This window comes from Nostoc sp. DSM 114160 (assembly GCF_053470305.1).
The window spans coordinates 3,479,539-3,492,748 of the sequence record NZ_JBPFGO010000001.1; the positions used below are offsets into that span (position 1 = coordinate 3,479,539).

At 42.5% G+C, this 13,210-nt stretch carries 13 protein-coding genes; 11 read left to right on the plus strand and 2 right to left on the minus strand.

The annotated features are described in order from the left end of the window. The first annotated feature begins 364 nt into the window (after nucleotides 1-364). From NSTCB13_RS15400 to NSTCB13_RS15445, 10 genes are all read left to right on the plus strand, one after another. Nucleotides 365-877: a DUF2808 domain-containing protein gene (locus NSTCB13_RS15400; protein ID WP_445627821.1), complete on the plus strand. Its 513-nt coding sequence runs from the start codon at nucleotides 365-367 to the stop codon at nucleotides 875-877. A 106-nt stretch (nucleotides 878-983) separates the two neighbouring features. Next, entirely contained in the window at nucleotides 984-1,118 is a 135-nt protein-coding gene (rpmH, locus tag NSTCB13_RS15405; protein WP_099102484.1) for a 50S ribosomal protein L34, read from the plus strand. A 26-nt stretch (nucleotides 1,119-1,144) separates the two neighbouring features. Next, nucleotides 1,145-1,567: a ribonuclease P protein component gene (gene rnpA, locus NSTCB13_RS15410; RefSeq protein WP_445627820.1), complete on the plus strand. Its 423-nt coding sequence runs from the start codon at nucleotides 1,145-1,147 to the stop codon at nucleotides 1,565-1,567. Then, nucleotides 1,554-1,946, plus strand: a complete 393-nt coding sequence (locus tag NSTCB13_RS15415; protein ID WP_445627819.1) for a PH domain-containing protein — start codon at nucleotides 1,554-1,556, stop codon at nucleotides 1,944-1,946. Before rnpA ends, NSTCB13_RS15415 begins: the two co-directional genes overlap by 14 nt. 240 nt (nucleotides 1,947-2,186) lie before the next feature. Next, nucleotides 2,187-3,338 carry a membrane protein insertase YidC gene (yidC, locus tag NSTCB13_RS15420; RefSeq protein WP_445627818.1) on the plus strand — a complete coding sequence of 384 codons (1,152 nt, stop codon included), beginning with the start codon at nucleotides 2,187-2,189 and terminating at the stop codon, nucleotides 3,336-3,338. Further along, nucleotides 3,335-3,862 carry a Jag family protein gene (locus tag NSTCB13_RS15425; protein ID WP_445627817.1) on the plus strand — a complete coding sequence of 176 codons (528 nt, stop codon included), beginning with the start codon at nucleotides 3,335-3,337 and terminating at the stop codon, nucleotides 3,860-3,862. The genes yidC and NSTCB13_RS15425 overlap by 4 nt, the downstream gene beginning before the upstream one ends. Nucleotides 3,863-4,016: 154 nt before the next feature. Beyond that, nucleotides 4,017-4,544, plus strand: coding sequence for a YceD family protein (locus NSTCB13_RS15430; protein ID WP_445627816.1), 528 nt, complete (start codon nucleotides 4,017-4,019; stop codon nucleotides 4,542-4,544). Between the two features lie 557 nt (nucleotides 4,545-5,101). Further along, the gene (locus NSTCB13_RS15435) at nucleotides 5,102-6,613 is read left to right on the plus strand and encodes an AAA family ATPase (protein ID WP_445627815.1); all 1,512 of its coding nucleotides are present in this window, start codon (nucleotides 5,102-5,104) and stop codon (nucleotides 6,611-6,613) included. A 291-nt stretch (nucleotides 6,614-6,904) separates the two neighbouring features. Continuing rightward, nucleotides 6,905-7,414 (plus strand): SH3 domain-containing protein, encoded by a 510-nt coding sequence (locus NSTCB13_RS15440; RefSeq protein WP_322704527.1) that lies wholly within the window; start codon nucleotides 6,905-6,907, stop codon nucleotides 7,412-7,414. Nucleotides 7,415-7,625: 211 nt separating this feature from the next. Continuing rightward, nucleotides 7,626-9,047, plus strand: coding sequence for a peptidoglycan-binding protein (locus tag NSTCB13_RS15445; RefSeq protein ID WP_445627814.1), 1,422 nt, complete (start codon nucleotides 7,626-7,628; stop codon nucleotides 9,045-9,047). Between the two features lie 11 nt (nucleotides 9,048-9,058). On the opposite strand, the gene sbcC is transcribed toward NSTCB13_RS15445, so the two are convergent. Both sbcC and NSTCB13_RS15455 read right to left on the minus strand, forming a co-directional pair. Then, nucleotides 9,059-12,085 carry an exonuclease subunit SbcC gene (gene sbcC, locus NSTCB13_RS15450; RefSeq protein ID WP_448272873.1) on the minus strand — a complete coding sequence of 1,009 codons (3,027 nt, stop codon included), beginning with the start codon at nucleotides 12,083-12,085 and terminating at the stop codon, nucleotides 9,059-9,061. A 342-nt stretch (nucleotides 12,086-12,427) separates the two neighbouring features. Next, nucleotides 12,428-12,622 carry a hypothetical protein gene (locus NSTCB13_RS15455; protein WP_448272874.1) on the minus strand — a complete coding sequence of 65 codons (195 nt, stop codon included), beginning with the start codon at nucleotides 12,620-12,622 and terminating at the stop codon, nucleotides 12,428-12,430. Between the two features lie 162 nt (nucleotides 12,623-12,784). On the opposite strand from NSTCB13_RS15455, the gene NSTCB13_RS15460 reads away from it, so the two are divergent. Continuing rightward, complete coding sequence (locus NSTCB13_RS15460) at nucleotides 12,785-13,204, plus strand: hypothetical protein (protein WP_448272876.1); 420 nt, start codon at nucleotides 12,785-12,787, stop codon at nucleotides 13,202-13,204. The last annotated feature ends 6 nt before the right edge of the window (nucleotides 13,205-13,210 follow it).

Below are 13,210 nucleotides of genomic sequence, written 5' to 3' on the forward strand. Positions count from 1 at the left end.
TTAGCAATCAAATCATGGCTACATAAGAGCTGATTCGTAAAGAAAATCTGAAGGATACTCAACTCGTTACTAGGTCTGAGTTTCAGCGAATAAGTATTTTTTTGACTCAAATTCCTGAAATCCTTGCAAGACAAGTACTTTACTTGAGTTTACAAATTAGCTCTAAGGGTAATGAAGTAAATTGAATATACGTTTGTTTTAATACTAAGTAACTTTACTGTTGCCTAAACTTCAGGCAGGATGGCACTTTTTTTGGATATTAAACGTCCATTGTCAGGAAGCTAGTAGTAAAGTTTAGTAAAGAATACTAACACACAGTTATTTTTAGATAACAGATTTATATTTTCGTAGAGGAAGCCCGATTATGCGACGTTTACTTTCTGCTTTAGCCGTGAGTAGCTTTTTGGTTACTGGATTACCAGCCTTGACTTGGGCGCAAAGCTTACCTGGATTTACGCTGTTTAGCGGCGTCAAACAAGAAAATCAGCTACCCTTCCGATTAGATTTTGGGGGACAAGCTAATGGTTGGGATCGATACATACTAAAGATTCCAGCCAAAAGAATGAAATTGGCAGTTGGTCAATTTGCCATTACCTACCCTGATTATTACAAAGGAACTTTTGACCAGAAAAAAATTGAAGTCCGAGTCAAAGGCAAAGCAGTTCCGCTTTCTGAGGTGAAATGGGACAAAGAAGGTAAACTGATCAATATTTTTCCTCAAGATCCAGTACCAGCAGGTAGCCCAGTCGAGGTAGTGTTATCTAACGTGAAAAACCCATCCTTCGGCGGAGTTTACTATTTTAACTGTCAAGTGCTTTCCCCTGGGGATGTACCACTACTGCGCTATATGGGAACATGGATTTTGAGCATTACTTAAGAATAGGGAATAGGGATATAACCAATCGGTTATTCCCAATTCCCTAAGAAAGTGATAAAATTAGAGATTGTGAGTTTTTATAAAAATCACTTAAGAGGAGAAGAGTATGAAAAGAACACTGGGCGGTACTAGCCGTAAGAGAAAAAGAACCTCTGGTTTTCGCGCCAGGATGCGGACACCAGACGGCAGAAACGTGATTAGCGCCAGAAGAAAAAAGGGCCGTCACCGTCTGAGTGTTTAGGACAGATCGAGCGATAAAGAGCATCTGTGGCTTTGCCTAAAACAAATCGGCTAAAATCCCGCAAGGATTTCCAGGCAGTTTTTCGAGAAGGAATTCGGCGTCATGGCTCTTATTTAACATTGAGAGCCTTAAAGCCCTTATGTTCAACGAAACCTTCTTTGGACACTGCCACTCAGACTACACAAACAACTGACTTAAAGCTCCTTGCTAGCACGCGGATTGGTATTTCAATTAGCACAAAAGTCAGCAAAAGGGCAGTGGTTCGCAACCGAATCAAACGGCAAATTACTGCGGCTTTATATAATCTACTGCCAAAATTATCACCAGGATGGCGGCTAGTATTCATTGTCAAACCCACAGCAGCAGAATCTAAGTGCGTAAGCCCACAATTTCTGCAAGAATTAGAGCAGTTGTTGGCACAAGCTGAGGTGTTCGATGGGAATTCGTGAAGATGTTTATTATGAAGGTGGGCCCCATGTTGGGGATTTAATTGTCAACCTACTGATAGGGCTAACCATTGTCGGGCTACCATTAGCAGTCGGGGCAATTGTCAGGGCATTGTGGCTGCGTTTCCGCATCACCGATCGCCGAATTACTGTTACCGGAGGTTGGCAAGGGCGCGATCGCACTGACGTAATTTACTCAGAAATTGTCAAAGTCGTCAAAGTTCCCCGTGGCATTGGCTTATGGGGAGATATGGCAATCACCCTAAAAAACGGCAGTCGTCTGGAATTGCGTGCAATTCCCAAGTTTCGCGAAGTCTATGACTACATAAACGAAAGAATTGCGGCGAAAAATCCCGAATTTAGCGCTCCTGCTAACAAGTGATGAGCAGGGGAGCAGGGGAGACAAGGGAGACAAGGGAGACAAGGGAGACAAGGGAGACAAGGGAGACAAACAAAACTCCTAACTCCTAACTCTTAACTCTTTAACTCTTAACTCAGCACTCAGCACTCACCACTCAGCACTCAAAATGTGCGGCTATCCGTAGCGAAAGATAGTCGCCGACAAATCATGATTTAGATAAATTAGATTCAGTTTACAGTACCTCAGGTTGAATTCAGAATAATGGATTTTGGTATCGGCTTTCTCTCGAACAACGTGATGCTGCCAATCATAGATTTCTTCTATGGTATTGTGCCTAGCTACGGATTAGCGATCGTTGCTTTGACCTTGATAGTCCGCTTCGCGCTCTATCCCCTGAGTGCTGGCTCAATTCGCAACATGCGGAAAATGCGAATTGTACAACCTCTGATGCAGAAGCGGATGGCAGAAATCAAAGAGCGCTATAAGGACGATCCGCAAAAGCAGCAGGAGGAAATGGTTAATGTCCAAAAAGAATTTGGCAACCCTTTGGCAGGCTGTTTTCCCTTACTAGTGCAAATGCCAGTTTTGTTAGCGCTGTTTGCTACCTTGCGGGGTTCGCCTTTTGCAAGTGCGAACTACAGCGTTAACCTGCAAATTCTTCCCGCAGAACAAATCGAACAAATTCAACCGCAAGCCTTTGCCACTGCTCCTCAAAATATTTACATTGCAGATGGGGAACACGTTAAAGTAGCTGCCATTATTCCCAGCGGAAATAAATTAGCGGTGGGAGAACAAACCAAAATACAGTATCAGACTGTTGAAGGTAAACCATTTCAGGTACTCTTAGCAGAACACCCAGAAAATAAGCTGATTCCTGATTGGAAAGTTACCAAAGGTGAAGATAGAATAAAAATTGATGCCCAGGGCAATGTAGAAGCCTTGCAACCAGGAGAAGTTACTATTCAAGGAACAATTCCTGGATTAGCCGCAGAAAAAGGCTTTTTATTCATTGATGCTTTAGGCAGGGTTGGCGCACAAGATCCAGATGGCACAATCCACTGGGATATCGTCGCCATGATCGTCTTCTTTGGAATCAGCCTTTATGTTAGCCAAATGCTTTCCGGGCAAAATTCCAGTGGTGGCAATCCGCAGCAGGATACAGTTAACAAAATCACCCCCGTCATCTTTTCTGGGATGTTCTTGTTCTTCCCCCTACCAGCTGGGGTGCTGATGTATATGGTGATTGGTAATATTTTCCAAACCGCCCAAACTTATCTTCTCTCCCGCGAACCTCTACCGGAGGAACTACAAAAAATTGTAGAAACCCAGGAGAAAGAAGCAGCAGTCACAGAGCAAAAAGCATTACCGTTTGAACCAAAAAGTCCTAAGAAAAAGGCAACAGGGGGATCATGAGCGACATTCCGATGCAGCGAGGTCAGCAGTGGTTAAAAACCCTGCTGGAACTCACTGGAATACCTGCTGAAATTCAAGGTCATTTAGAAACTGCCCAATCTCAAGACGGCGATTCTCCAGAACCAGATAACTACTGGTTGACTATTGACCAAACTAATTTGACATCAGAACAAATCCAGGTGTTAATTGGTGCTGATGGTTCTGTGTTAGATGCGATTCAGTATCTCGCAAATTCGGTTCTAAACCTTAGCCAACCCCCAGAAAAACAAGCCTCTTACACCATTGAATTAAATGGCTACCGGGTCAAAAGAGAAGCCGAAATTCGGGCATTAGCAGAAGCAGCAGCCGATGAAGTGCGCTTTTCTGGTAGAGAAGTAGAAATCAAATCTCTTAGTTCTGCTGAACGCCGTCAAGTTCATACCTTCTTAAAAGAATTTGGAGATTTAGAAACCTTCAGTCGCGGTAAAGAGCCACATCGCCATCTGGTTGTTTGTCCCGCTTCGTTGGAAGGAGTTAGGAGTTAGGAGTTAGGAGTTATGAGTTTGGAGTTAATTGAAAACTCATAACCATATATAATTTCAAAATTTCTCTTTTTATTAAGGGATAAAATAAAGATTCAGTATCAGTATAATTGCTGATAATCGAGATAAATTTTAGTGAGGATGTCTCACAAATCCTATGGACGCAATTTATATTCCGCAGCTAACTAGAGCATCGGAGCGAACAGAGGAAGTTCAAGTTAAAGAATTTCTGCCTGGTCTAGAAACGTTAACTCCAGTTCGCGGTCATGTGCGCGTGCAACATCATGGCAATTACCTGGAAGTGTCAGCTCAGGCAGAAACAATTATTACTTGTACGTGCAACCGCTGCTTGCAGCAATACAATCACCGTTTAGGGGTTGATACGAAGGAAATTATCTGGTTAGATGAAACTGCAAATCAGGCAAATGACTTGCCCTTAGAAAGGGAAGTGGTTATGGAAGATTTGCTGGAAAGCTTACCGCCTGATGGTTATTTTTATCCCAACGAATGGCTGTATGAGCAGATGTGTTTGGCAATACCGCAGCGCCAATTATGCGATCGCAATTGTCCAGGTATTCTTGTAAGTAGTACAGTTGATAGTCCTGATACTTCTGATAGTCGTGAGACTCCAGTTGATAACCGTTGGGCTTCTCTGGAAGCTTTAAAAAAGCAACTTCCAGGATAAGTAATTTGATAATTACGTCAGACTTAAGTCTTCGGCTGTGCTAACTAAGCCTGTCTATACAGGCTTATTATTTTATATTTTATTAAATACTTTCGGTATAAGTTAGTTGATATTCATATTTCTATCCAAAAGATATCAATAATTGTTGTATTTGATCAATTACTAAAACTAAGTCAATCATAATTTTTACAAGCTCTTGCTTAAAGTAACATTCAATCACCTATTTTCCCAAGATTACGTTATAAAAAATATTAATGATTTTTAGAAATCACTAGGTTTTTAATTTTAAATTAACAGTCTATTTAAGAACAGCATTATTTTAACTTGTGCATATAGGAATCCGCTTTGATTTGGAGAAATTATTTGCGTAGGGAGAAAATAGGGAATAGGGAAGAAGGAATAAATGTATACTGAGTTTTTTCACGCAATCAAATACGAGTCCCATATTTGCTGAACGAGAAAAGCAATATTGTATTGTTCTTGCTAATTACTCATTGGCTTTCTGAACCAAGAAAGTTGTACATTGCGTTCAAGAGAAACTAACCAATAACATATATATGAACTTCCGTGAAGAGTTTAAACTGCTGCTACGTGCCCGCTACCCCTTGATTTATATTCCTACATACGAGGAAGAACGGGTAGAAGCAGCTATCCGGGAAGAAGCAAGCAACCAGGGTAATCGCCCGGTGTATACTTGGGATTTTGTCGATGGCTACCAGGGAAACCCCAATGATGTTGGGTTTGGGCGACGTAACCCGTTGCAAGCTTTGGAATTTATTGAAAAATTACCAGCTTCCGCACCTGCGGTAATGATTTTACGAGATTATCATCGCTTTTTAGAAGATGTGGCGATCGCCCGCAAACTCCGCAATCTGTCCAGACTTCTCAAATCGCAACCAAAAAATATTGTTCTACTGTCGCCACGCATCGCCATCCCTGATGACTTAACGGAAGTGCTGACAGTCGTCGAGTTTCCCTTACCAGCCGCCTCAGAAATAAAAACTGAGATAGATCGCTTACTACAAAGTACTGGTAACTCCCTTTCTGGAAAAGTTTTAGATGATTTGGTGCGCTCTTGTCAAGGACTTTCGATGGAACGGATTCGCCGGGTTTTGGCAAAAGCGATCGCAACCCACGGAGAATTGCGACCAGAAGACATGGAACTGGTTTTGGAAGAAAAGCGCCAAACTATCCGCCAAACCCAAATCCTGGACTTCTACCCCGCCACTGAGCAAATTTCTGATATTGGCGGACTGGATAACTTGAAAGATTGGTTGATTCGGCGGGGAGGTTCATTTACAGATCGAGCGCGACAGTACGGATTACCGCACCCCCGTGGTTTAATGTTGGTGGGTATTCAGGGAACTGGTAAATCGTTAACGGCAAAAGCGATCGCTCATCATTGGCATTTACCCCTGCTACGTTTGGATGTGGGCAGGTTATTTGGTGGTTTAGTGGGCGAATCAGAATCTCGCACTCGCCAAATGATTCAAGTAGCTGAAGCCCTCGCTCCCTGTATTTTATGGATTGATGAAATAGATAAAGCCTTTGCAGGGCTTGGTAGCAAAGGTGATGCCGGAACAGCCAGCCGTGTGTTTGGCACTTTTATTAATTGGCTAGCCGAAAAAAGCTCACCCGTGTTTGTCGTCGCCACCGCCAACGACATCCAAGCTTTACCGCCAGAAATGCTCCGCAAGGGACGATTTGATGAAATTTTCTTTGTGGGTTTGCCCACCCAAGAAGAGAGAAAAGCAATTTATGATGTTCATTTATCCCGACTGCGCCCCCATAACTTGAAAAGTTATGACATCGACAGGCTAGCTTATGAAACCCCTGATTTTTCTGGGGCCGAGATTGAGCAAACTTTAATTGAAGCGATGCATATTGGATTTAGCCAAAATCGCGACTTTGCTACCGACGACATTTTAGAAGCAGCTAGTCAAATCATACCCTTAGCACGAACTGCCGTAGAGCAAATTCAGCAACTCCAAGAATGGGCTGCTGCTGGAAGAGCGCGTTTAGCATCTAAACACAATCCTTTGAGCGAACGCCTCCGGCGCACTACGTGAACCCAAAAATAATGTAGAGACGCAGGAGTGCTTACGTCTCTACAAAGATTTTGGATAACGCATATTTAATTTCACCAGATGTCTATTCAGCATAGCTACAATAATCAGTTAGTCAAAAGTCAATAGTTCATGATGAATTATTATGGACTATTGATTCTTATACTGATGGGTTATTTGCTTCTCTACTCGTAACCCATGAGAGCCAGTTAAACACCACTCTCCTCAATGGGGGAAAATACGTACATAACTGGCTCACCTACACCCTTGACTCTTGATAATCAGGTTTTAATTATGTTGTCTGGCTTAACAAAGTTTATACTGGGATTTTTCTTAGCGATCGCTGTGCTAATAGGTGGCGGTGCTGCAATTGCACTCTATTTTATGAATCGTACTGGCATAGCCCCTGCCAAACCCATTTTTTCCAATGATAGTCCTTCAGTGAAAGCCCAAGCTCCTAAAAAAACTGAGCCTGGAGAAAGTAAGCCCGCTCTTACACCTGGAACATCTACTCAATCGTCTGCAAGCCCAACCTCTACTCCCACAGAATCACCAAAGGCTACTCCATCATCCAAACCATTACCATCGGGAGCTTACCGAGGACGTGTTAGTTGGGCTGAAGGCTTGAGTTTGCGATCGCAACCAAATCAAGAAGCTGAAAAGATTGGTGGAGTTGCTTTTAATCAAAAAATTATTATTTTGTCAGAAAGCGAGGATAAAGCTTGGCAAAAGATCCGTTTGGAAGATAGCGAACAAGAAGGTTGGGTGAAAGCAGGTAATACTGAAAAAGTTGATGAGCAATAGGTATAGGGTATGGGGCATGGGGCATTGGGCAAAATAGTGCTGAGTTAGGAGTTAAGAGTTAGGAGTTAGGAGTTTTATTTATCTCCTTGTCTCCCTTGTCCCCCTTGTCCCCCACTCCCCAGGACACTTACTTGTAAAGAATCATACGAAAAGTAATTCTTACATCTAGTAAGTGGTATACTTTTTTATATTTATTAACTTAAAAAAGCAAGTGAAAACAGGGGTAGCTAGCCATTTAATCAAGCTTGCCTCAGTCTACGAGGCATCCGAAAGCATCAAGGTTGTTCCTATCGTAGTTAATTTTAAATTTTTAAATTGGAAAAAGTTATCGACTTTTGGTGCAATGCGTTTTTTATCAGTGGCTCTGATTACGGGGCTTCTGAGTATTGCTGGAGAAGTTTTAGCACTTCAAAAAATAGGAAGTAATGGGCCTGAAGTTAGCAGTAGCCAGAGATGTTTAAAAAAGTTAGGCTATTTTAACGGCCCAATGACAGGTAAGTTTGCTAGCTTGACTCAAAATGCTGTAATCAAATTCCAGCGAGCCAATAGAATATCGGCTGATGGAGTTGTAGGTGTTAGCACTCAACGAGCCTTGCAACGAGCGTGTCAAAGTAGAATTTCTAATAGAAATATCGGTGGCGCATCACGTTCGCCAGTTGGTCAATATCCTACTCTTTCTCAAGGCAAAACTGGTGCAGCCGTCACAAGATTACAACAGCGTCTACGGCAGTTAGGCTACTTTAATACTAATCCCACTGGGAATTTTGGACGAATTACTAAAGATGCTGTAATTGCATTCCAGCGAAGTTATCGCATAACTGCTAACGGGATTGTGAATCGACAAACTTGGAACGCACTAATGGGTACTTCTGTGACTCCAGGAAGATCGAGTCTTTCCACTCAACAAGTCAAAGAACTGCAAGTGCGTTTGCGGCAGCTAGGTTATTTAAATGCTGATGCCACTGGGAATGTTGGCCCAATGACTAGAGAAGCTGTAATTGCATTCCAACGAAATAATGGATTACCTGTTGATGGCATTGCTAATGCCCAAGTTCTGGACTCAGTGCGTAGAGTCTCTACAGGTAGCATTCAACAACCAGGTAGAAATTATCTCACTGTAGGCGATCGCGGAGAAAATGTCAGATTAGTTCAAGAGCGTTTGGCGCAGTTGGGTTTCTCTAATACTAATCCTGATGGACTTTTCAACGATTACACTAGACAATCTGTGATTGCATTCCAGCAATATTCTCGAATTAGTTCTACTGGAAATGTAGATTGGCAAACTTGGGAAGCATTGGGGTTAAATGGTTCAACTGGGGGCAATTATACTGAGAATAATAACTATGTATTAGCTAACACTAATCCCTATGCATTACCTCCTGCCAATGACAATGTAGTACCTGTTACCAATGGCAACACATTAGTTGCTAATAATCCTTACAGAGTAATAATTCCAATTTCCAGTAATGATACTCTGAGTAAAGTACAACAATATATACCCAATGCTGTCGCGGAGCAATCCAATTTAGGGGATTATGTGAATGCTGGAGCATTTAGCGATCGCGCCCAAGCAGAAACGCTAACGAAAAAGCTCCGCTCGTTAGGTCTGGATGCACGGGTAAAATACAATTAACTAATTCGTAATTAAATTGATAAACTCAACTGCGAACCTTCTTGAGTTTTATTCACTTCAATCCTGGCTTGGAAGGCTTCTTTGAGGTGGGGCATATGGGTAACAGTGAGGATGCAGGCGAAATCGGAAGCGATCGCATTAATCGCGGCAATCAAGCGATCGCATCCTTCGGCATCCTGTGTACCAAAACCTTCATCCACAATTAACAATTGCAACGCCGCCCCCGCCCGTTGCGCTAATAATTTCGCCAAAGCCAAACGGATGGCAAAGTTAATTCTAAAAGCTTCTCCACCAGAGTAAGTTTCGTAAGCTCGCGTTCCTCTAGAATCGGCGATTAAAATATCTAAGGTGTCTATTAGCTTGGCATTTTTTTTGGTTGATTTAGCACTACGCCCAGCTTTTTGTGTAATAAATTGTACATGAAACTGATTGCCACTCAGCCGCGAAAGTAGTTGATTTGTCTCGGCTTCCAGTTGCGGCAACACGTTCTCAATCATCAATGCTTGGATACCATTTTTACCAAAAGCTTGCGCTAATTCCTGATAAACACGATATTCCTGCTTGCAAGATTGTAATTGCTGCTGCTGTTGTTCGTACTGAATTTGCAGCATTTCCAGTTGATGCGCCAGCTGTTCTAAACGCCCCAACTTCGCTATTTGCTCGTCGAGTTGCCGTCTGCGGATTGCTAGCTGCTGTTCTAAAGCTTGAATTTGGGCAGATGGATTAGCTGTTGCTTGTAGTTGCTGGATAATACTTTCGATTTGGCTGCCGAGTTTTTGGCGCTCCGTGACTCTGGCGCTTCTGGACTCTTCTAACTCTTGCAATCTCGTCTGGAGTTGCGGATACTGCTGCTGGGCTGATAGCAAGTGTTGATACCGCAAATGCCAAGATTGAGCTTTCTTGGCAGCCATACGCAGATTATTGTGCTGCTCAGAACTGTAGCCAATTTCAGTAATGTGACGCTCAAGAGCCGCGATTTGTTTAGCACATTCAGAATCAATCTGCTCTTGCTGGATTTTGGCTTGTAATTGGGCAATTTGAGATTGTAATTCTGGTTTTCGGGCTAATAGTTGCGCTTGTCGCTTAGTTGCATCTTTTATTTGCTGGAGTTTAATTTCTGCCCATCGCCACCGCTCAACTTCGCTCCGAGCGAGGGCATGATCTTGCTCATTATAATTAACTTGTTGCAGATATTGGTCTAGCTGCCGGAGTTCCGCTTGTTTATCGGGAGCGTAATCACCTGCTTGGAGCGATCGCTCTAAATGCTGTTTTTCAGCAGCAATTTGTTGTAACTGTTCTTGCACATCAGTTGTCGCTTCTAACTGCGCTGCTAACTGTCCCCGTTGTTCGCGTAAACCATCGTAGCCCGTCAATTGTTGGGATATATCGCGATATTCCTGTCTGAGTGTCTGAATTTCTTTGTCAGACACAGCTAATTGTTCCCGTACTACCCAAAACTGCCCTTGAGTATCTTCTAACTCACTTTGGGTTTTTTCCACCACCCTACTCCAGTGATGTTCGTCTAAAGGACGCTCGCATAATGGACAAAGTGCTTCAGGATTTTGCAGCATTTGCAATTTCTGCTCTAATTCTCCCAGCAGTTTTTCATAGTCTCGTTGGTGAGCTTGCAAACGTTCGATAAAATGCCGCCTTTCTTGCCCTTTTTCTTGGACTCGTTGCAGATAAACCCGCTTTTTCTCCAGTTCCTCAATCTGAATTGCCACATCCATCACCGCTTGTTGCAGTTGCGGTTGGCGACTGTGCTGGCGTTGCAATTGGTTCTCAGTACTTTGCAGTTGTTCGAGTCGCGCTACTAAACCAGCATGAGTGCGATCGAGTTGGCTTTGTAAAGTTGCTCGTTGTTGCAACAAGGGAGTCACTTGCATTTGCAATTCATCTAAACGAGTAACATGATGGCGGGCTGCGGCTAGTTGTGACAAAGCAGCTTCGACTTCACCTGATTTAGTCAGAGTTTGTTGAATATCTCGCTCTTGTTGCTGCAAAGCTTCTAACTGCGCTTGGGCTTGTTGCAGTTGCCGTTCGATTTCGTGAATTTCTTTGGTAAGCTGTTGTTGCTTTTGTTGGCGATTTTGTTGGGCGCGGGTATGTTCTTCAAATTTGACAGCAAAGGCTTCTTCTTGAGATTGGAGACTTTGATATTGGGCGTATCCGGCTTTAATTTCAGCTTCTTGGTGTAATATTTTTTCTAAATCTGCTAGCTGAGAGCCAATAGCTGATTGTTCTTGTTGGAGGCGATCGCAATCTTGGGTAAGATTTTGGTATTGCTGCTTTATAAAGCTGAGTTGTTGTTCCCAATTTTGGCGCTGGTGCTGGACAACTTGCAAACTTTGTAATTGAATATTATCAAAAGCTTGCACCTGTTGCAGTTGGTTGAGTTCGGCTTCTAACTCCACTCTTTGCGCTTGGGTGATCTGGCGTTGTTGCAGCTGAATTTTTATCGACTCCAAAGAACGCTCTAACTCTACTGCCTGGGCTTTGAACTGACGAGAAGATTCCTTTGCTCGTTCTTCCAAATCATCGTACTGATTGAGTTTCAACAACTCTGCTAAAATTTCTTTGCGTTCTGTGGGACGCTTGAGCATGAATTCATCTGCACGACCTTGACGTAAGTAGGCAGAATTAATAAAAGTATCGTAATCGAGCTTAATATGTTCTAAAATCAAATCTTGGGTTGCTCTTACCCCTTTGCAAGTGAGTGAGCGAAACCCAGATGGTATTTCTATTTGAAATTCCAGGACGCTAGTACCTCCCCGAATTCGGGTACGAATCACCCGATATTTTTGCTGGTTACTTTTGAAAGTAAAATCAACCCGAACTTCTTTCGCACCAGAATAGATGACATCATCTTCAGCAGTGGCGCGGCTTTCACCCCAAATTGCCCAAGTGATTGCTTCTAAAAGAGAAGATTTACCCGCACCATTGGAACCCGAAATACAAGCCGTATGCAAACCGCCAAAATCTAAAGTTGCATTACGGTAACTAAGGAAGTTTTTGAGGATAAGTTGTACTGGGATCATTCAGGCTATAGCGCCACATCTACTTTTAATTATTAACAGTACAGATGCACTGTTTGTTAGTTTAGCTATCTAGATATCAGGTTTCTAGTCTTGAAGACATCAATTTTACAAAAATTTACAATTTTCTGAGTCAATTTTTCTTGTTGCATGAAAAAGTTTTGCTGTCTTCGGAGAAAAATGAAACTCTTCTGGAGGCTTTTCGTTATTTTTTTCTGTTGACTGAGAAGAAAACATTCTTATTTGATTTGTGAGAATTGGAAGTCACAGATCCCCGACAACTTTTACGAAGTCGGGGATCTTTCTTATCGAATTTGTCATTTAGTTGCGTAGGCGTAGTCTGTCTTAGACATCGCGATCGCTTGGCCTTGACCGAGGTATCAACAATCCAATATATGTACCGACAGCAAATTTGGTTAAATCTAGAAATGGAGGGCGACTTTTTTCATCGATAACTGCGAGAGTGAGAGAACCAATTACCATAATCAGCGTTGCAACAGCTAGCACTTCATCTCTTGAAGGAAATTTCTTGGATAACATAGACTCCCTCCCAAATTGTTAGAATCACTACATCCATACTTTGACAGGTGAGTGTTTGTTCTAGGCTTAAATACAGGTTTGAGATATGAGTGACTTGTGTATGCGATGAGCATGAATTGGAGAATTGGCAGTTAGAATCAGCAAAAGTGTAATGGTTAGCTTATGTCCGGGCGATCGCTTTCCTGTTCTCCAGAAGGTATCCAAAAAGCAAAAAGAGCTTTAATTCGCTGTTCCTTAACTCAAAAAGCATTAGCTGAAGATTTACAAGTAACTCGCCAGCCGATTGGAAAGTTCTTTACAGGTAAACCTGTTGACCGCAATCTTTTTGTCCAGATTTGCGACAGGCTAGATTTAGAGTGGGAAGAACTAGTTACTGAACCAGCCAGTGAACCAGAGGTAAATCAGCATAACAGTATTGATATTGATGCGATCGTGCAAGGGGTACGCGAAAAGATAAAACCCATCATTCAAGAACGTTGCGGCACAATGCGAGTGCTAGATATGACTCAACCCATTGGCTTGAATGACATTTACACCAGCGTTAATATTTTGGAAAAAATCACTGGGGACAGCGGCGGTTAGGCATTG

What these genes read in the sequence shown, in the direction of transcription:
- NSTCB13_RS15400 (WP_445627821.1), top strand. Translation starts at nt 365, where the DNA reads ATGCGACGTTTACTTTCTGCTTTAGCCGTGAGTAGCTTTTTGGTTACT.
- rpmH (WP_099102484.1), top strand. Translation starts at nt 984, where the DNA reads ATGAAAAGAACACTGGGCGGTACTAGCCGTAAGAGAAAAAGAACCTCT.
- NSTCB13_RS15415 (WP_445627819.1), top strand. Translation starts at nt 1,554, where the DNA reads ATGGGAATTCGTGAAGATGTTTATTATGAAGGTGGGCCCCATGTTGGG.
- yidC (WP_445627818.1), top strand. Translation starts at nt 2,187, where the DNA reads ATGGATTTTGGTATCGGCTTTCTCTCGAACAACGTGATGCTGCCAATC.
- NSTCB13_RS15425 (WP_445627817.1), top strand. Translation starts at nt 3,335, where the DNA reads ATGAGCGACATTCCGATGCAGCGAGGTCAGCAGTGGTTAAAAACCCTG.
- NSTCB13_RS15430 (WP_445627816.1), top strand. Translation starts at nt 4,017, where the DNA reads ATGGACGCAATTTATATTCCGCAGCTAACTAGAGCATCGGAGCGAACA.
- NSTCB13_RS15435 (WP_445627815.1), top strand. Translation starts at nt 5,102, where the DNA reads ATGAACTTCCGTGAAGAGTTTAAACTGCTGCTACGTGCCCGCTACCCC.
- NSTCB13_RS15440 (WP_322704527.1), top strand. Translation starts at nt 6,905, where the DNA reads ATGTTGTCTGGCTTAACAAAGTTTATACTGGGATTTTTCTTAGCGATC.
- sbcC (WP_448272873.1), bottom strand. Translation starts at nt 12,085, where the DNA reads ATGATCCCAGTACAACTTATCCTCAAAAACTTCCTTAGTTACCGTAAT.
- NSTCB13_RS15455 (WP_448272874.1), bottom strand. Translation starts at nt 12,622, where the DNA reads ATGTTATCCAAGAAATTTCCTTCAAGAGATGAAGTGCTAGCTGTTGCA.
- NSTCB13_RS15460 (WP_448272876.1), top strand. Translation starts at nt 12,785, where the DNA reads ATGTCCGGGCGATCGCTTTCCTGTTCTCCAGAAGGTATCCAAAAAGCA.